Annotated in this window: 19 protein-coding genes; 9 read left to right on the top strand and 10 right to left on the bottom strand. The window is 46.4% G+C overall.

The genetic code is table 11. The features are described from left to right. Positions 1–128: 128 nt before the first annotated feature. The 3 genes from NC997_RS11710 to acs form a co-directional block, all read right to left on the bottom strand. Positions 129–1,757 (bottom strand): alkaline phosphatase D family protein, encoded by a 1,629-nt coding sequence (locus NC997_RS11710; RefSeq protein ID WP_190525618.1) that lies wholly within the window; start codon positions 1,755–1,757, stop codon positions 129–131. 109 nt (positions 1,758–1,866) lie between these two features. Further along, the gene (locus NC997_RS11705) at positions 1,867–2,790 is read right to left on the bottom strand and encodes a nucleoside hydrolase (protein WP_190525617.1); all 924 of its coding nucleotides are present in this window, start codon (positions 2,788–2,790) and stop codon (positions 1,867–1,869) included. A 454-nt stretch (positions 2,791–3,244) separates the two neighbouring features. Beyond that, entirely contained in the window at positions 3,245–5,218 is a 1,974-nt protein-coding gene (gene acs / locus NC997_RS11700; protein ID WP_190525616.1) for an acetate--CoA ligase, read from the bottom strand. On the opposite strand from acs, the gene NC997_RS11695 reads away from it, so the two are divergent. Next, complete coding sequence (locus NC997_RS11695; RefSeq protein ID WP_277877671.1) at positions 5,217–5,342, top strand: hypothetical protein; 126 nt, start codon at positions 5,217–5,219, stop codon at positions 5,340–5,342. The two genes, acs and NC997_RS11695, sit on opposite strands and share 2 nt — an antisense overlap. Before the next feature lie 100 nt (positions 5,343–5,442). On the opposite strand, the gene NC997_RS11690 is transcribed toward NC997_RS11695, so the two are convergent. From NC997_RS11690 to NC997_RS11680, 3 genes are all read right to left on the bottom strand, one after another. Beyond that, positions 5,443–7,092, bottom strand: coding sequence for a hypothetical protein (locus tag NC997_RS11690; RefSeq protein WP_190525615.1), 1,650 nt, complete (start codon positions 7,090–7,092; stop codon positions 5,443–5,445). 78 nt (positions 7,093–7,170) lie between these two features. Continuing rightward, a complete protein-coding gene (locus NC997_RS11685; RefSeq protein WP_190525614.1) occupies positions 7,171–7,314 on the bottom strand; it encodes a hypothetical protein in 144 nt (47 codons plus the stop codon). Between the two features lie 134 nt (positions 7,315–7,448). Beyond that, positions 7,449–7,652 (bottom strand): ChaB family protein, encoded by a 204-nt coding sequence (locus tag NC997_RS11680; RefSeq protein WP_190525613.1) that lies wholly within the window; start codon positions 7,650–7,652, stop codon positions 7,449–7,451. Positions 7,653–7,802: 150 nt separating this feature from the next. On the opposite strand from NC997_RS11680, the gene NC997_RS11675 reads away from it, so the two are divergent. Further along, positions 7,803–9,074 (top strand): FGGY-family carbohydrate kinase, encoded by a 1,272-nt coding sequence (locus NC997_RS11675; RefSeq protein ID WP_190525612.1) that lies wholly within the window; start codon positions 7,803–7,805, stop codon positions 9,072–9,074. Between the two features lie 42 nt (positions 9,075–9,116). Here NC997_RS11675 and NC997_RS11670 read toward each other — a convergent pair whose 3' ends face one another. Next, positions 9,117–9,677: a GNAT family N-acetyltransferase gene (locus NC997_RS11670; RefSeq protein WP_199306091.1), complete on the bottom strand. Its 561-nt coding sequence runs from the start codon at positions 9,675–9,677 to the stop codon at positions 9,117–9,119. A gap of 52 nt (positions 9,678–9,729) precedes the next feature. After that, positions 9,730–12,075, bottom strand: coding sequence for a DNA helicase PcrA (pcrA, locus tag NC997_RS11665; RefSeq protein WP_190525611.1), 2,346 nt, complete (start codon positions 12,073–12,075; stop codon positions 9,730–9,732). On the opposite strand from pcrA, the gene NC997_RS11660 reads away from it, so the two are divergent. Then, positions 12,074–12,223, top strand: coding sequence for a hypothetical protein (locus NC997_RS11660; RefSeq protein ID WP_190525610.1), 150 nt, complete (start codon positions 12,074–12,076; stop codon positions 12,221–12,223). The two genes, pcrA and NC997_RS11660, sit on opposite strands and share 2 nt — an antisense overlap. A gap of 3 nt (positions 12,224–12,226) precedes the next feature. On the opposite strand, the gene NC997_RS11655 is transcribed toward NC997_RS11660, so the two are convergent. Continuing rightward, positions 12,227–12,424 (bottom strand): NblA/ycf18 family protein, encoded by a 198-nt coding sequence (locus tag NC997_RS11655; RefSeq protein ID WP_190415249.1) that lies wholly within the window; start codon positions 12,422–12,424, stop codon positions 12,227–12,229. A gap of 391 nt (positions 12,425–12,815) precedes the next feature. Here NC997_RS11655 and NC997_RS11650 point away from each other — a divergent pair, with 391 nt between their 5' ends. The 3 genes from NC997_RS11650 (at position 12,816) to NC997_RS11640 (ending at position 15,600) form a co-directional block, all read left to right on the top strand. After that, positions 12,816–14,012: an aminotransferase class V-fold PLP-dependent enzyme gene (locus NC997_RS11650; RefSeq protein WP_190525609.1), complete on the top strand. Its 1,197-nt coding sequence runs from the start codon at positions 12,816–12,818 to the stop codon at positions 14,010–14,012. 67 nt (positions 14,013–14,079) lie between these two features. Continuing rightward, positions 14,080–15,168: a glycosyl transferase gene (locus NC997_RS11645; protein ID WP_190525608.1), complete on the top strand. Its 1,089-nt coding sequence runs from the start codon at positions 14,080–14,082 to the stop codon at positions 15,166–15,168. Positions 15,169–15,183: 15 nt separating this feature from the next. After that, complete coding sequence (locus NC997_RS11640) at positions 15,184–15,600, top strand: secondary thiamine-phosphate synthase enzyme YjbQ (protein ID WP_190525607.1); 417 nt, start codon at positions 15,184–15,186, stop codon at positions 15,598–15,600. A gap of 61 nt (positions 15,601–15,661) precedes the next feature. On the opposite strand, the gene NC997_RS11635 is transcribed toward NC997_RS11640, so the two are convergent. Further along, entirely contained in the window at positions 15,662–16,516 is an 855-nt protein-coding gene (locus NC997_RS11635) for a WecB/TagA/CpsF family glycosyltransferase (RefSeq protein ID WP_190525606.1), read from the bottom strand. 824 nt (positions 16,517–17,340) lie between these two features. Between NC997_RS11635 and NC997_RS11630 the strand changes: the two genes are divergently transcribed. From NC997_RS11630 to NC997_RS11620, 3 genes are all read left to right on the top strand, one after another. Continuing rightward, a complete protein-coding gene (locus NC997_RS11630; protein ID WP_190415239.1) occupies positions 17,341–17,718 on the top strand; it encodes a Mo-dependent nitrogenase C-terminal domain-containing protein in 378 nt (125 codons plus the stop codon). A gap of 63 nt (positions 17,719–17,781) precedes the next feature. Next, positions 17,782–18,552: a hypothetical protein gene (locus tag NC997_RS11625; protein ID WP_190415237.1), complete on the top strand. Its 771-nt coding sequence runs from the start codon at positions 17,782–17,784 to the stop codon at positions 18,550–18,552. A 230-nt stretch (positions 18,553–18,782) separates the two neighbouring features. Then, a complete protein-coding gene (locus NC997_RS11620; protein WP_190415235.1) occupies positions 18,783–19,043 on the top strand; it encodes a hypothetical protein in 261 nt (86 codons plus the stop codon). Positions 19,044–19,054 lie beyond the last annotated feature (11 nt).

Genomic DNA, 19,054 nt, shown 5'->3' with positions numbered 1-19,054 from the left:
GAGTAGAGACGCAATTAATCGCGTCTCTAGTGTTTTATATTGCTGTAATGATTCGTTTTGAGAAGATTTGAGTTTAGCTAGTGAGTGAGTCCCAAAAAAAAGATGCTGAAAGCGATCGCGCTTATTTTCTAATTCTTAGAATTAACGATAAACTCACTAATAATAATGGGCGTCCGGCTGATAATAGTGCTGGGATTTGCTGTTAGTTGCTCTAAGGAATAGGGTTCAATTCCATAGGTTATTACGCGCAATTGTTGCGTGGAGGCATCTACTTCAAACTCAGTCCAGCCATAGACATGAGCCGCCACATAGCTACCTTTAAGCAGGGTAGCATCAATTCCCGAACCTTCCAGCCCTAGAGGATTGTAGCCGAAGGGGATAAGACGGGCATCCACTAAATTTTTGACAAATTCATCCTTCTCGTGGATAGTTGGCAGAGCCTCATAAGCAGCTTTTTCCTCTGACGTGAGGCTGGAAAATCTTACGCTAGTAGGCCCAAACGGCTCATAGAATGCCACCGGACTCGTCATAATGTCAAAGGCATCAACCGGGATCTGAACCCCATCGGGAGACTCTTGATAGGTGAGATTGTTCACCGCTGTGCCATGAAAATCAGCAGAGATAAACACAACATTTTTGATGCAATTTTCTTTAATAAAACGCAGCAGTTGGGTGCGTTCTGCTGCAAAACCTTCATAGCGGTCGTTGGCAACGGGGATGCCCAAATTTTGGATGGGTTCGGGAATCAAAATAAACTTCCAGGTAATGCAGTTATTTTGGGCATCTAGCAAATCCCGTTGTAAGTCCGTAAGTTGTTGTTGACCTAAGAACGTGCGATTTGGCTCAAAAGAACGAGTTAAAAACTCTTTTTCTTGTTCTTTAGTAGGGTTAAAAGAAAGCGGCAAATTAGCATCGCGGAAAGAGCGGGTATCTAGGATGAAAACAGCCGCGTCGCTGCCATAGGTGTTGTAGCGATAAAGCTTGCGCTTATTTGTCGTGCGTTCTTCGCCCGTTTCCCCATAAAATTCATCGCGTAGAGGATGGTATTCCTGAAATGCTTGTAGAGCATTTTTAAACAGTTCGGTATTGTTAATTAACTCGCCACCTGTGCCGAAGCGCACATTCCGATGAGAGGATGCTGGTGCGCCCCCTGCAAAATTATCATCAACTTCGTGGTCATCAATTGTAGCGAGGATGGAAGTAGAGGCGCGAAGATCCGCCCATGTATTTAACCCCAAACGGGCGGAATAAACTTCGTTGAACTTGATGCGAAACTCGTCAAGGGTAGAAGCGGGTCTGTCTAAATCCGGCGTCTTCAGGTCAGCGTAAGCAGTATCACCATGTGCAACAAAGAACTCTAGTTGACGTTCTGGTACATTAGCGATCGCTGGGTAGGGTGCTAAATCGCCGTGCCAGTCCCCCGCCACCCCGAACCGCAAACCAGCAGGAGTCCCCAACTCAGCGGCGGTACGGAACTGACCACCAGCACACGTTCCAGCAGCGTCGGTGACTCGATAATAATAAGTTGTCCTAGGCTTTAAGTTAGTTAACTCTACCTTTACAGGTTGGTTGGAATCGGTAACTAAGCCGCTGGCAGTGCCAAGAATGGTGCAGAAGTTCGGGTGAATTGAGTATTCAAAGAAAACTGTCCCTTTGGCGGTGCTGCGTGTCCACAAAACGGTTGAGGTTTGTGTTGTATCCCCAGAAGCAACGCCATTAGGTAAGGTAGATAGACTCAAATCAATAGAGGTAAACATAGATGTTTCCGAACGAGAATCTGATATATATTTTTTCTTCTCTTTAGGAAAGCCCCGTTCCGGAAACCCTCTATTTTTATTTACTTTCAGAAACTTGGAATGATTTTCCTTAACGCGCCCATTGCTGCAAAATGTAATCGTAGAATCGCTCCTTATCTACCTTTTGCATCACCCGAATTTTCCTCGCACCTGGTTCCACTTTGGTTCGTCCTTGACTGATGCCAGTAGCCACAATTATTGTCTCCTCTTCTCGCACTTCATAAAACTCCGGATGAGCAAGGTAAGCCGTCGCTAAAATATCCCAAAAATAATAATCTTGAGGAATCACCAGCGCATAACATTGCCCTGCTAAATCGGAAATAGGATAACGCCGCTGTTTACCTAATTGGCGCACTACTTCTGAAGTCACCGGCACATTGTTAGTCAGGTCTAATGGGCAAAGTACGATGGGGATTGATGTTTGCCAAACTCGATTTGCTGAGATGGGGTCCCAGTAGACATTCCATTCAGCCGAACCATCTTGTCCTGGTTCGATATCGCGGCTAACGTTACCCGGAACATTCAACGCACCTCCCATCCAAACAATTTTCTCGATTTTCCCTTCAATCTCCGGTGCCATATCCAGTGCAGTGGCTACTGTTGTCAAAGGGCCAGTTACCATCAGTGTGACGGGTGCGGGTGCAGCTTGGAGCGATCGCACCATAAATTTCTGACCCGATTCTGGCACTAGCGGTGTCTGAATTGTTTCTCGTTCGTTAAGAATTGGAAGATGATCGACAACAAACGAATCGCGGCGAAATAGGCGTGGAAATGGATTAATCCCGCGCACCGTACTTTCTGCCACTGGCACTTCTGAACGTCCCATCAAATCTAGAATCTTGCGCGTAGCACTCACCCCTGGCTGAACATAGCAATCTGCTGGCGTCACAACGATGCCAAGTGGCTGAACGTCATCCATTGTCATCAGCAGCATCGTGGCGAGATAATCATCAACGCCGCCATCGTGATCCATGAGTACCAGTTTTTTGGACATAAATCTCTGCCTGAATTAGAGTCAGAATCAGATACAACGCATTGTGCTAACTTCGCTAATTCTCCCCTCTGAAGTGGAGTTAAAGATAGCGATCGCATCTTCTGTTGCACATGGGTAGGACAACAAATATCTATCCCCATTCTCAGAGATAACACTTGTTTGAGCCAGCACTACAGGGGATATGCTGATTCCCGCAAGGATGCCGATACTGATGCAGATAAGGGGTTGAATAAATGCTGACTTCTAGTGGCTTTTTAGCTTCATAAGAAGCTATGTCAAAATAGCCCACTTTCAAATAGTTGAATTGTAGAGTGGGCAATGTCTGCCAACACTTTTTTAAACGCAAAGGTACGCTAAGGAAATCGCAGAGGTTCGCAGAGAATTTCCTTGGCGAACGTTTGGGGTAGGGGCGGGTTTAAAACCTGCCCTACTGCGTACCTTTACGTTAAAAAAATTACGCTTCTTCTCGGAGTTTATCCAACACGCCCCGATCCTCTAGCGTAGAGGTGTCACCGGAGACTTCTTGACCGGAAGCGAGATTTCGCAACAGTCGCCGCATAATCTTACCGGAGCGAGTTTTGGGTAAGGAGTCGGTGAAGCGAATTTCACCGGGACGCGCGATCGCGCCTATCTCCGCGACAACGTGCTTTTTGAGTTCTTTGCTCAGTTCTTCACTGGGACTATGCGTACCTTCTAAAGTAACAAAGGCGACTACTTCTTCCCCTTTGAGTTCATCCGGTTTCCCCACAACCGCAGCTTCAGCGACCGCAGGATGAGAAACTAAAGCGGATTCCACTTCCATCGTACCTAAGCGGTGTCCTGACACATTCAGCACATCGTCCACACGCCCCATCACCCAGAAGTAACCATCCTCATCGCGTCTGGCACCATCTCCGGCAAAGTAGACATACTGCCCATCTTTGGGGGGGATGTGTTCCCAGTAGGTGCGGCGGAAGCGATCGGGGTCGCCGTAGACGGTTCGCATCATCCCAGGCCAAGGATGCTTAATTACTAGATAGCCGCCTTCGCTGGCGGGGACTGGGTTGCCTTCCAAATCAACAATATCAGCGAGGATTCCAGGAAAAGGAAGGGTAGCAGAACCGGGTTTAGTGGGAATTGCCCCAGGTAGCGGCGTAATCATAATGCCAGCCGTCTCAGTTTGCCACCAGGTATCGACAATCGGACACTTTTCGCCACCAATCACGCGGTGATACCACATCCACGCCTCCGGGTTAATTGGTTCGCCTACGGTTCCCAGCAATCGTAGGGAAGAGAGATTTCTGGCGTTGGGTAAGTCTTCGCCCATCTTGATGAAAGCGCGAATTGCCGTCGGTGCGGTATAAAAAACGTTGACACCGTGTTTTTCAATCACATCCCAAAAACAGCCGGGATTCGAGGCACGAGGCGCACCTTCGTACATCACGGTGGTGGCACCGTTGGATAGGGGACCATAGACAATGTAGCTGTGTCCGGTAATCCAGCCCACATCAGCAGTACACCAGTAGACATCCGTATCCTGAAGGTCAAAAATCCACTTGGTGGTCATGTGGGTGTAGAGGTTGTAACCAGCAGTGGTATGCACAACGCCTTTCGGTTTGCCGGTACTGCCGCTGGTATAGAGGATGAACAGCAAATCTTCGCTATCCATCGGTTCGGCGGGACAATCGGCGGAGATAGTCTTTTGCATCTCATGCCACCAATGGTCGCGTCCGCCTGTCTGCATATAAATTTCTTGTCCAGTGCGTTTGACAACTAGGACGTTTTGCACGCTGGGAACAGCGCCATCAGCTAAAGCTTTATCAACTTGATCTTTGAGGGGAACGATCGCATCTTTGCGCCAACCGCCATCAGCCGTGACAACTACTTTGGCTTGTCCATCGATTAAGCGATCGCGCAAAGCTTCGGCACTGAAACCGCCAAAAACGACGCTGTGGGCTGCGCCAATTCTGGCACAAGCTAACATCGCGATCGCGGCTTCCGGAATCATCGGCATATAAATCCCGACGCGATCGCCTTTTTCCACACCCAGCTGCTTCAGGACATTGGCAAATTGGCAAACTTCCCGATGCAACTGGGCATAAGTCAGGGTGCGCGAGTCGCCCGGTTCCCCTTCCCAAATCAAAGCGGCTTTGTTCTTGCGCCAGGTAGTTAAGTGTCTATCCAGGCAATTGTAGGAAATATTTGTTTTACCACCGACAAACCACTTGGCAAAAGGCGGTTGCCAATCCAGCACCGTATCCCACTTCTGGAACCAGTGCAACTCTTGTTCTGCAAGTTCTGCCCAAAACTTCTGCGGATCGGCTTTGGCGCGGTCATAAAGTTGCTGGTATTCCTCCAGGCTTTTAATATGTGCCTTTTGTGAAAATTCAGCCGGTGGCTGGAATAAGCGTTTTTCTTGAAGGATGGATTCTATTGTGGGCTGAGACATGATGATTGCTGTAATCGGCGTTGTTACTCAAAACCATTCTGGAGGTAGATCCGACCAAAAGTGTTGTGAGTTTCGTAAAGAAAAGCAAACTGTCCTCAGCCCCCACTCTGCGATCGCTACTTAAGATACATCTAACCCCCTAATCCCCTTCCTTACAAGGGAAGGAGGACAATTGAAAGCTCTCCCATTCTGGAGAGAGGTTGGGGAGAGGTGACAAGAATTACCTATACAAACGGGATTGGCAGCCCATTTTCGGGAATTCTATCCAGTTCGATCCGGAAAGTCCCCTCAAACCCGGTTTCTCTGACATCAAACTGCCAGCCGCCGTTCACCTTCTGCATCTCCTCCTGCGGCGAAGGCTGGAAGCCTTCCCGCATAAACTGCTCATCGGCATGGAGGTAGAGTTTCAGGTTGGGCTGTAGATTGGTTGGTAGCAAGGCACGGACGTAGTACTGCTTGTTGAAAATCTTGTTGTCCGAGAAACCAAAGCCATAAAGATCGCGTTCGCCAATATAAAATTCTACGCGCAACACCATATCTTTGGCACTGAGGCTCTTTTTCGTGTCGAGGTATCCTTGCCAGATGAGTTTGTTAGTATCTGCCCAAGGAAAGCCGAGACTCTGATTGGCTTCCGAAAAGTTAACATTTTTGTCAAGCGGATCAACTTGACTAAAGGGGCCATAGCAATTTTCGGCATCTTTACTTTGATGGAAAAGCTCGAAATCTACACCCCGCGGCTTGATAGAAACGCCCAGAAAAAATTCGCTCTTGCCGAAGAAATCCTTACCACGAGTAACTTTTCCCTTCACCAAGCGCAGACGCGATCGCACGTTCCCAAAAAAGAAGCGGGTTGCCACTTCAAACGCTTCTCGTGAAGTAATCAGCGAGTCGTCACCCCCGTGGCACTTGTGGACGAAAGTGCGCGGTGTGCCGGGGATTTGCGCCGAAGTTTGTTTGACTAAACCATCGCTGCGATTGTAGTTTGCCCCATACTCGCCCTCTAGAGAGAAAGCGCGATTTAACCGGGATGCGATCGCGGTGTCGTAGCTACGGTAGTTCGTTCCAACCACTGTCAGCAGTCGTTCTGCGGGAAAATAGTTGTGAAAATTAACGAAAGCCGCATCATTTCTAGGGTCTTTTTGAAAATCAGGATTAAAATGCTTTAACTCATCTTCCGCACTAATATTGATCCAATTTTTGAGAATTTGGAAACTGATGCCTTGGTGCGGTGTACCGAGGGTGACAATTTTGTTAATGTAATCCTCTGCCTTCTGTTTCTTCAAGGTTGGATAAGTGCGTTGAACTGCCTCGCGTGCAATGAGACCACCCATTGAATGGGCAATGATATTCACCTTGGGCTTAAAGCCTTCCTTTTGGACTGTGAGTTCCCGAATAAAGTCGATCAAGCGAACGAGAGCTTCACCATACACGTTGAATTTTCGCTCGTCCAAGTCGTAGTAACGAAATACCCAGAGAGTTTGCCAGGGTTGCTCCACCGTTTCCAGCAGATGTAGCGCCATGCCGGGGTCGATAATGATCTTATTGCCAGAAAAATAGCCCAACTCCTTTAAGCGCATAAATTTTTCCACGATATCCTTATCTGTGGAGCGCTTCAGTTTCTCCGGTAGCAGCGGTTCGTAGGCATAAGTTTTACCGTAGTACCCGACGACGTTAGTGGTGTCTTGGTACTTCCAGTTCGACTTCATAAACCGCAGAATTAGCCCCTCGTAGATGTAGTTTTCACCTTGTTTTTGAGGGTAAACAGTACCAACATTAAATCTCTGGTAGGTATCTTTTTTCTCGTCGGAAACGTCGAGTCCGCCAAAACCACGAATCAAAATGATTGGTTGGGGACTTCTTGTGGGTTCAGACATTATGACCTCTGTACTTTGGGTATGAAGCACTATTGTCTACCTATTGGAGGAACCAGACTCCAGAGTTGTTTGCAGATGTTAATAAGCGCGATCGCATCTCTTTCCACTGCGATCGCGTTTGCATGAAGTGCTGTTCGTTGCTTCTTGAGCAGCAGCTTCGGCTTGAGCGGTTGTCACTTCCGCTTGAGCGGCTTCAGCTGGCTCTTCAGGAGGCGATCGCATCGATAAACCAGTTAATGTTATTTTCTACACAGCGAGCGCAAACATGAGAGAGCGATCGCGCATTGCGCCAATTGACCTGGAAAAAGCTTCCTATACGCTCCACCCAGGCAAACCTGATTCTATTGTTGTCATATCTATTCCGGCTTTTTATGCCAGTTCCCATCTTCTCCCTTTTCGTAGTCGCGCTTTACCGCACTCCAAGCAACTTTAAAGGCAGTTTCTTCCTCTTTGTACTCTTCGTTAGCCTTGTTAAAGGCAGCGAGAAAAATTTCTTGGGCGTGCTTAGGTAGGTGATTTTTTACCGAATCTGGTAATTCGTCAGTTTGTTTATAAGGCATAAATTTACTCACCTAATTCATGTAATACTAAATTGCAATCTTCCTAATTAAAATTCCTATCTCTAAAGACTTATTTTCATACTTTAATTAACTAGAGACAGCAAATAAAATAACTTACGTCTCTCTAGAACATAAGTCAATAATCTCATCATGAACCTCTACCTCGGCATTGATTTTGGCACCTCTGGCGCACGAGCCGTCGCAATTCACGCGGATGGGACTATTCAAGCTGAGGCGGAATATCCCTTTGAGGGAGCGGCATTGGCTGCAAGCTGGGAGAAAGCTTTGTTTTCCTTAATTGAGCAAATCCCTTTGCAAGTACGTCGGGAAATTACCGCGATCGCTATCGATGGAACTTCTTCCACAGTGCTGCTATGCGATGACGCCGGTAAACCTGTTACTGAACCTATCCTCTATAACGATGCGCGAGGGGTGGAAGTCATGGCGCAGTTGCAGGAAATTGCGCCCCCAAACCACACGGTATTAAGCGCTACCTCCAGCCTCGCCAAACTTTTATGGTTGCTTCAAAATTCAGAGCAGGTACAAGGGTCTACTCCTATAATTCAAAATTATTACTTCCTTCATCAGGCAGATTGGCTGGCATTTTTATTACATGGAAAACTGGGCATAAGTGACTATCAAAATTGTTTAAAATTAGGCTACGATGTCGAAAATTTATGTTATCCAGAATGGTTAGTAAATCTCAAGTTACCCGTTCATCTTCCTGAAGTTATTGCCCCAGGGACACCTGTTGCTGAATTAAAACCTGAAATTTCTACTAACTTGGGATTCCCCAAAGATTGCGTAGTGTGTGCTGGAACCACTGATAGTATTGCGGCTTTTCTCGCTAGCGGTGCAAAGTCTCCCGGTGAAGCGAGTACCTCCCTCGGTTCAACGCTGGTGCTGAAGCTGTTAAGTCGCACTCGCGTAGATGATGCAAAATACGGAATTTACAGCCATCGTTTGGGCGATTTGTGGTTAGTCGGCGGTGCTTCTAATACTGGCGGTGCTGTGCTGCGAAAATTCTTCACCGATGCTGAATTAGAAAGCCTCAGCAGTCAGATTGATGCAGAAAAAGAAAGTTTGCTGGATTATTATCCGTTGTTAAAAGAAGGCGATCGCTTCCCGATTAACGACCCCCATCTACCGCCACGACTGGAACCCCGTCCCGATAACCCAGTAGACTTTTTACACGGTTTGCTCGAAAGTATTGCCAGAATAGAAGTACGAGGGTATCAACTTTTACAACAACTCGGTAGCACTCCTCTAACTCGCATTTATACGGCTGGAGGTGGTGCGAAAAATCCCGCTTGGACAAAAATTCGTGGTCGTTATCTACAAGTGCCAATTGTTCCGCCAATGCACACAGCCGCTGCATATGGTTCGGCGTTATTGGCTATGCGCGGACTCGATATCAAGTGAGAATGTTTCCTTTATTATGTAGAGACGTGATATATTGCGTCTCTACATTTTTTTTACAAATTTGTACATCAATACACTATCGATATACTTACCTATTGCTAATTTCATATCTTTAGGACATCTTCCTTCTTCTTCAAAGCCAAATTTTTTGTAAAGAGCGATCGCACTGCGATTTGTAGAGAACACTGCTAGAGTCACCTTTTCTATCAGCGGCTCATTCGCTGCCCAATCAAGCAGTTCTTGCAGCAAAAACGATCCGATGCCTTTTCCTCTCCATTCTCTGTCAACAAAAATGGAGAGTATCCCGCTATGAGAGGTGCGTCTTCGGTTTCCGTTCTCAAATTCAATGAATCCTACAACTGTGTTGCCAATCTCAGCGACCAAATAAAGCTGTCCTGGTTGCTGAGAATGCTGTTCAATTGTTTCTTTTTCCTCCGATTTGGTTAAGTTAAATTCCTCAGCCTCAGTCACCATATACTTGCCTTCTTGAGCGACTGAAAATTGAAGATCGACGAGAGCTTTTGCATCCTCAATCAAGGCACTCCGGACTGTAAGAACATCTCCAGTTTTCGAGTGGTATTCTTTTGGGGTGATTTTACTCACGGCTCAAATCTCAATCGTTTTGAGTTTTGAATGAATCAGCTCTCCTGACTGTTTATTCCGCTCGTTGCAGTTGAGCAATCTTAGGATCGATGATTTTTATACCGATGCCAGGAAATCTCACGGCGAGAGTTATTTTGTTTCCTTGCCCGAAAATGTTAGTAATTTGACCGACACCAAAGGCTTTGTGGAGGACGCGATCGCTCACGCTCCAATTCTGCCCTAGACTGCTGGCACCATTGGATGTTTGTCTCGGAGATGTTGACGCCATACCAGCGCGACTATTAGCAGTTGCCTTGGGTAAATTACTACTCAGCAAATCTGCGGGTAACTCCTTGAGAAACTGAGAATGAATGGCTGGTTCGCGGGAACCCCAGAGGCGACGTTCGCGGGCATGGGTGAGATAGAGTCGTTCTTGAGCGCGGGTGATGCCCACATAACAGAGGCGGCGTTCTTCTTCCAGCTGCGCCGGATCGTTGAGAGTCCGAGTATGAGGAAGCAATCCTTGCTCCATTCCTACTAAAAAGACGACTGGAAATTCTAGTCCTTTGGCAGAGTGCAACGTCATCAGCGACAAGCGCGATCGCTCTTCTTTCACATCATCCAAATCAGAAGATAGGGAAGCACTTGCGAGAAAACCCTCTAAGCTTGAATCTTCGTTTTCTTCCTCAAATTGCAGAACAGCGTTTTTGAGTTCGAGGACGTTTTCCAATCGGTTTTGCGATTCGTCGGTGCCTTGACTTTTCAAATCCTGAATATAACCAGAATCTTGCATCACTCCCTGCACGATTTCCGAAGCTGGCAGAGTGTCCAATTGTAGCTGCCAGTGGCAAATCATCTGCACAAAACTGTTAATAGACTTCGCCGCCCGTCCAGCTAAAGTCTTCACAGAGGTTTCGTCTTTGAGGATTTCCCACATCGATACGCCTAATTCTTGGGCGACATCCGAGATCGCATCCAAGGTCGCTTTGCCAATACCGCGCCGTGGAGTATTAATGATTCGCGACAAACTCAGCGCATCCGCTGGATTCACAATGAGCCGCAGATACGCGATCGCATCTTTAATTTCTTTGCGGTCGTAAAATTTTAAACCCCCAACAATGTTGTAGGGAACACCCGCACGCACCAAGCACTCTTCAAAAGCACGAGATTGAGCATTCGTGCGGTAGAGAATCGCAAAACTCCCCCAGTCTAACTCTGGATCTTTATGTTTCAGGTTGCGAATTTGATGCACGACGAACTCAGCTTCTGTAATCTCGTTGTCGGCTTTGTGACAAAAAATTTGTTCGCCTGCCCCGCGTGTCGCTTTGAGAATTTTATCAATCCGCTGAGTGTTATTTTCAATGAGTTTATTTGCCGCTTGGAGAATATTTTCCCTAGAGCGATAATTTTCCTCCAGCTTTACCATCGTCCGCGTATCGTCATCCGGCAAACCATCCCCAAAGTTTTCTTGAAATTCCAGCAAGATGGTGAAATCTGCCATGCGGAAAGAGTAAATAGATTGATCCGCATCACCGACGACAAAAACCGAGCGATTTTTCCAATCCCACTCATTCTTTCTAGTTTCTCCATTCGTCGTCAGCAGGCGAATCAAATCGTACTGAATCCGGTTTGTATCTTGATATTCATCTACCAAAATGTGACCAAATTTTCGATGCCAGTAACCCAAGACTTGCTCGTTTTGTTGAAATAGCTTTACCGGAATCGCAATTAGATCATCGAAGTCAAGCGCGTTATTTTCTGCCAGTCTATCTTGGTATTTGCTGTAAACTTCCGAGATTACCCGTCCGCGATAGTTCGCCTGTTCCGCCTCAAATTCTTTGGGGGAAAATCCCTGATTCTTGGCGTTGCTGATGGCATAACGAACCGAACGCGGCTCAAACTTTTTCTCATCCAGGTTCATTTGTTTGGTGACAATCTCTTTCACCAAACTTTGAGCGTCGGATTCATCAAATATTGAAAAATTGCGGCTCCACTTGCGTCCTCTTTCGTCTTGATATTTCTCGATATCGTATCTAAGAATACGAGAGAAGAGACTGTGGAAAGTCCCAATCCACAAGTCTTTGATGTAAATTTTGTAAACGCGCGATCGCAATCTCGTCTGTTCATCCGCTGGTAACGCTGTCAGCGGCTTCCCATATTCTTTTTCAGCAAGCTGTTCGGCAAACAGCTTTTCCATCCGCTGCTTCATCTCCCGTGCGGCTTTGTTGGTAAAAGTCACCGCCAGGATATTTTCCGGATCGACCCGGTGCTTCAAAATGAGATTGGCAATCCGATAAGTCAGCGCCCTCGTTTTGCCGGAACCAGCACCGGCAACAACCAGCAAAGGCCCGCAGAAATGCTCAACAGCACGGCGCTGGGAGGGGTTGAGGTGGCTAAGGAAGTCAGTAGTGGTGGTCATGGTTCAACTGGAGGGATGCGACGCAAGAGCGTATTTTAGCAAGGCTATCCCATACTACCTAACCTGGTTGACCACCATTGCCCCCTCGCTGAAGAGAGTGCGATCGCCCAGCATTAACTTCTCATCCCGAATGTGGCACTACGGATAAGATTCATGCAGACATTTTGCCTGAATCAAGTCCCCACTCGTGCTTCAGAAAGGACTTGTACATATTTTCTTTGACGATCATTTGCTCGTACAGCATAATCAAAAATTCCTGTGCTTGTTCGCGGGACATATTTTGCACTTGGTCTGAGAAGCTTCTAATACTGAATTTTTGCTCTAAAGATAATTCAATTGGCTGATTCATAGCGAGTTCCTTTACTCGTTATAAGATGAACTTTGAACCGATTTTTGATTCTCCCTTGTTGTTTGTTATTTGCTAGGGAAATAACTGGGTTCTAAATGTTGTGTAGCATCAAAAAGAAAACTTGGTATTAGATGCATAGCAACTTAACCGACACTCAACGCCATTTTGTAGCCTGCATACAAGGGAAATCTGAGAAAGAGATTTTGTGAAATTTGATTCACGTTCTTGTAAACTTGTCAAGTCAACGCACCGGATTTATGCAAAATTTTAAATAAGTTAACATTATCTAGCAACCGTTACAGCGATAACCAATTGCAACGCCTCTGCTGCCGTATCCAGCAAAGCTACGAAGTGACAATTCCTTGTTCCAGTGAAGTCTAATATTGATACTATGACGAGCATTTCTCCAGGACAAACGCTGCTAGAACAGCATCGGCAGCAATTTCCAGCTCTCGCGAATAAAGCCTATTTCAACTATGGCGGTCAAGGCCCGATGCCCCAAGCAGCATTGGATGCTATTTTCCAATCCTATGAATACGTGCAGCGTGTGGGGCCGTTTTCCAATGAGGTAGGGAGTTGGGTGGTACGGGAGGCAACGGAAACGAGAGTTGCGATCGCGTCTTCTCTGGGTGTCTCTCCCCAGACCATTACCCTGACTGAAGATGTCACCGTCGGCTGCAATATCGCCCTCTGGGGCATGGACTGGCAAGCCGGAGACCATCTGCTAATTTCTGACTGCGAACATCCAGGCATTGTGGCAACCGTTCAGGAACTCCAACGGCGCTTTAGCATTGAAGTATCCTGCTGTCCGCTCATGAGAACTTTGAATGAAGGCGATCCCGTAGCAGCGATCGCAGAATATCTGCGCCCCAAGACCAGAATGGTCGTGCTGAGTCATATCCTCTGGAACACGGGTCAAGTCTTGCCGCTGGCTGAAATTGCTGCCGCCTGCCGCAACCATTCCACCGAAAATCATCCCATCAGAATTTTGGTGGATGCAGCTCAATCCGTGGGGTCAATGCCGCTAAATTTGACAGAATTGGGGATTGATTTTTATGCTTTCACGGGTCACAAGTGGTGGTGCGGGCCAGAAGGCGTCGGTGGTCTGTACGTGCGACCGGAAGCTTTAGAAAGCCTGAATCCCACGTTTATCGGCTGGCGCAGCATTCTTTACAATTCATCCGGTCAACCGATTGGCTGGCAACCGGATGGGCGAAGATATGAAGTCGCGACTTCTGCCTATCCCCTCTATGCTGGGCTTAGGGCAGCGATCGCTCTTCATCAACAATGGGGAACCCCAGAATCTCGCTTCCAAAAAATCCTGGAGTTGAGCCAATACCTCTGGCAACGTTTAGCCGAACTTCCTCACATCAAATGTCTGCGAAATGCACCGCCGGAATCCGGTCTTGTCTCCTTCCAGCTTTCAGGAGAGGGCAATCACCAGCAATTAGTACAATCTTTAGAAAATCAAAACTTGCTGGTTCGGACAATCCGCAATCCCGACTGTGTACGCGCCTGCGTTCACTATTTCACCCTGCCATCTGACATTGACCAACTTGTTGAAGCCATTCAACAATTGAGTCAGTAGTTATCGATCGTTAGACCTTAGGAATTAGCAACTAGACTCATGACTAATAACTACTGATTACGAACGAATGACTGCTAAACATCCAATTTTATACATCGCTATCACCAATCATGGCTTTGGTCATGCAGTCCGGGCGGCATCCGTCGCGGCGGCAGTTCAGCAAATGTATCCGGAAATTTTGCTGATTCTGGTAACAACAGCACCCCGCTGGTTACTAGAATCTTATATTCCAGGGGATTTTATTCATCGCCCTCGCGGTTTTGATATCGGCGTTGTGCAAGCTGATAGTTTCGCAATGGATAAAGCTGCCACTTTGGAAAAAGTGCAACAAATTCGCGCCCAAGAGAAATCGATAATTGCCAGTGAAGTAAACTTTATCCGTCAAAACCGAGTAGGTTTGATTTTGGCAGATATTCCACCGCTGGCAGCGCCAATTGGCAAAGCGGCTGGGATTCCTTGCTGGATGCTGAGTAATTTTGGCTGGGACTTTATCTATCGGGCGTGGGGAGGAGAGTTTATTGCAATTGCGGATTGGATAAGCGAATGTTATGCAAAGTGCGATCGCTTGTTTCGCTTGCCCTTCCACGAATCGATGAGCGTTTTCCCACAGCTCGTCGATGTCGGTTTAACCGGCGGCACTCCTCGCCACAGCGCAGACACACTACGATCTAAATGGGGAATTACCACACCAACCGAGCAAACCATCTTGCTCACCTTCGGCGGTTTAGGGTTACAAGAAATTCCCTACGACAATTTGCTGAAGTTTTCCGATTGGCAATTTATCACCTTTGACCGGAATGCACCCAATTTACCAAATCTTATAAAAATTACAGACCAATCTTACCGCCCAGTCGATTTTATGCCAATATGCGGGCGCGTCGTTTCCAAACCTGGATACAGCACTTTTGCCGAAGCTTTGCGATTGGGAGTACCCATTGTGACGCTAACACGAGAAGACTTTGCCGAAGCGCCTCTGCTACTTGAAGGCATCCAAAATTATACCTATCATCAAATTCTACAACCTGCTGAGTTCTTCCAAAGCAACTGGGAGTTTCTCCATCAACCAATGCTTCCACCCCATCAATCTCAGATGGTGGCGACAGATGGAACCGAAGCGATCGCCCGTGCTGTCGTCAGCTATTTCCAAAACCGTTAATTTTTTCGAGCCGCCATGACTCATTACCAACAGATCCTGACCGTTCAAACTCCTGGCAAATCTTTATACAAAATCACGCCCAAAGTTCAAGCGATCGTTGCAGATTCGCGTATACAGACTGGACTTTGCACCCTGTTTTTGCGTCATACCTCAGCCAGTCTGCTGATTCAAGAAAATGCCGATCCAGATGTTCTCAAAGATTTAGAGAACTTTTTAACAAAACTCGTGCCGGAAAGCGATCGCTACTTCCACAATGCGGAAGGCCCTGATGATATGCCAGCTCACATTCGCACTGCTGTGACTCATACTTCTGAACAAATCCCCATCGCTGGCGGTAAATTGCTATTGGGAACCTGGCAGGGAATCTATATTTGGGAACATCGGCAGCGCGGTCATTATCGAGAAATTGTTGTTCACATCGCGGGTGACTAAGCTAGATGAGCGTTCCAAAACGCTAGTGACTTCAATCCGTAACAGCGACACAACTTTGTAACTAGCGATTGATTGCTTCTGGGTGGCGCTCGGCACTGCTGGTTTCTACTTCTATTGGGTCTTGCTCGACAGGAAGTAATTTGAGCAGCTGTAAACCCAAAAGAATCAAATAAAGAGGATTAAGTAACCAATAGCGCTTCCACAAGCGTTTGGGTTCCTGTAAAAAGCGGAAAAGCCATTCTAAACCCAAGCTTTGCATCCAAAACGGAGCTTCAGGAATGTTGCCAGAATGAAAATCAAAAGCAGCACCCACCGCAACGATCGGACAATCTAGCTGATGGCGATGATTAAAAGCCCATGCTTCTTGGCGCGGACAACCCAAAGAAACAAAGACAATTCCCGCGCCAGATTCCCGAATTTGTTTAGTGTATGCCGCATCTTCTTGCGGCGTTAAAGGGCGAAACGGAGGAGAAACTGCTCCGGCAATTATCAAGCTGGGAAATTTTTCTTGTAGATTCTTCTGTAAAGTTTCTAGAACTGCTTCCGTAGAGCCATATAGAAAAATACTTATTTCTTTAGCAGCAGCTTGTTCGCAAATATTTAACATTAGCTCTGGACCCCGCACCCGCTCCGGGAGTATCTCTTCATCACGATTACGAAGAAGATTGAGCGCCCAACGCACCGGCTGACCATCAGGGGCAACCAGAGTAAACTGATTGAGTTGATAGCCATGACCGTCTGGGTCAAGATAACCGGAGGTAATGCTATGGACATTCACTGCTGCAACGGTACAAGATTGGCGTAATTGGGCACTTTGAATAATCAAATCCGTGCAGTCTTTATATTTAGTACGACTGACTCCAATTCCCAATATATTTGTCTTAATTGGAGTTGTTTTTAAAGTTCGGGTGTTCATCTTGACCTTGAACTCACATATATTTTGTAGAGCGATCATAATTTACCTTTGCAGTATAACTTTGCAAGTACTTTTACGAAATTTATTTTTAATGATTTTTAAGTATTGCTCTTTGAAAATAGGGCAAAAACTGAATCAGCTAGCTGTAGCTTAAGATTTCTATCTCTATTTTTTTATTCCTCAGTGAAATAGGTAATTTATTACCAACTTTTATTTTTTATTTCATCAGCAAAATTGCTGAATTCAAATTGGTAGACGGGAAATGATTTTATCAACTTGGCTAGGTTCTTTCACTGTCTTTCACTTCTCCTTAGAGTTTTCAAGGAGTGATTATTTTCTCGTCGTTAAAGGAAAATAAATGGCTCTGATTCTAAGAAAAGTTAGGAAGCGAGCGAGCCGCGAAGCGTCTAGGGGCATTTTTGCCGAAAGCAAAGCAACCACAGACCTTACAGCCTTCATGCAGACAAGTTTATGCGAGAGTGCAGTGGCAATATATGCGTGTAATCACTGAAACCTGGAAGGGACACTCACAAATATTCAGTGATGTTCCTCACGCAATATAGACAGGAAATTAGGGAGGATGATAACAGAAGAGTTCTCACAAGCCTTTTGTCTGTCAAGTCGGCATCCGAGATTAACCGAGCAAAGAACAAAAAATAGCGATCGCGCGTCAATGATTAAGTAAGTCTAACGGTCAAAGTTTCTAGAAACGCTCAAATCTCACAGCCAGCATCCGGTAAAAGCAGAGTCGCAGTTGTAGATAAAGGACAGACAGTTAAATTTAGCTTTTTGAAGACTTGAAAACGTAACACAGGAGAAGCATCATGAATGTATCCCAGTATACAGTAAAAAATATTTCCCTGACAAGCTGGTTCTGGATGCCTCAAGAAGAGGTTTCCCAAAAGGTAGCCCCGATTCAACAACCCACAAAAGCACGGACGCGGTTGAACTTCCTGCAACCTCTGCGCGAGTGGATTGACAACATACAAGTGCGCGATCGCGAACTCGCTCATCGCCTGTGCAAGTCAATCCCCTCCCAGTGCCCCTTTGAGCGCGATATCAAAGTATTTGGTCGCACCCTGTTTCACATTCCTCCAATGTGCAAGCTGAATCCGCTTTACGAAGAAGTCGTAAGCCTGCGTTTCCGGGCACTATGCTATCTAGCAGATGAATGTGGAGAAGATGTCACCGCATACTGCTAAGATTCCTTCTCAGGCGTCTTAAATTAAAGACGTGAAGATTCTGTGCATTATTGATAAGACATCATGGCTATCATTGCCCTGAGAGGCTGGTATCTCCAAGAGTATGAGCCGATTAAAGAATTAGAGAAACGTCCCCACGATCTGCGATTGAGCAAAAATAGCTTGCTGAAGTCTGGATTACGGGCAGATTTTTTAGAAGACAGCCAGGATGTTAAGCGCTCAGCTTGGTTTGGTCGTTATCTAGAAGGGGAATCGGTAGAGTTTTACATCGAAGGCAGCGGTGGCTACATAATCTCCAACATTGACCTGACAAGCCACGAGATTTATTTCACTAAACAGACGGTGATGGCGAATCTGGAACCGATTATCTTCCTCTGCCATCAGACTGAATATGCGGCGTCGAGTGAAGCCCTGCGAGAGGGACTGGCTAACGCCCTAGAAGCATTAAACACGCGATCGCGTCTTCCTTTGACGCTAGAAGTATCCAACCGCCCCACAGGTGCCTCAAATCGCCTCAACACCACGCAGATGCGAAAAATTCGGAAGAGTCTGCTATTTGTTGCTGATGGGACACCTATCACTAGCATTTCCAGGGAAGAAACGCCCCTACTCATTCCCAGTCCGAATGTTTGTGTAGAAATTGGCTACGCCTTTCAAAGTAAGCGTTCTGAACAAATTCTGCTAGCTCAAATGGAGCGTTCGGAGATGTCGGGACAGTTTCCCTTTGACCTTCCCAACCATCAACAACTGTTGTTTAACAGTGCGTCGGAACTGCATCAAACTTTACCGCCCCTGCTAGAAACCCTGCTGCATCGGTTTAATCTATTTTCCTAGTCATTCGTCACTGGTCATTACAGTATATAAATTTCAACCTGTGAAAACAGGTTCTAGCCGTGAAGCCTGAATTTTAATTCAAGGCTCTGAAGCCAGTGCTATTCGTCATTCGTTGGTCGCTACAGACTAATAACGAATGACCTTTTGAGAAAATTCTGTAGAAATAGCCTGTTATTTTCGACCATTCTCAGCTCATAATAATCAGGACGGATTGAAAATCAATCGACTGTATGCCGAGAACTCCCACCGAATACGCTGTACACCTGATGATAGAAGGTGGTCACAAAGCAGAAGTGCGTTTTGCAACCATTCAAGAGTTTCAGAAGTGGTACAGCGGCGAGCTGATGCCCAAAGCCGCCTCCACGGACTTTATCAGTGTGCCGATCAAAAATATCCAGGGCGAGTACATGGTTATACGTCCCGTCAGCATTAGGGCAATCCGAGTGGAACCTGTCTTCGCCGGAAGTGTCGATAGAAGTGACTACGAATAGCTATCACTTTC

Source organism: Trichocoleus sp. DQ-A2 (assembly GCF_039961915.1).
GTDB lineage: Bacteria > Cyanobacteriota > Cyanobacteriia > Cyanobacteriales > FACHB-T130 > FACHB-T130.
The sequence above is the reverse complement of the archived record's forward strand: the minus strand, read 5'-3'. Positions and strand labels throughout refer to the sequence as shown.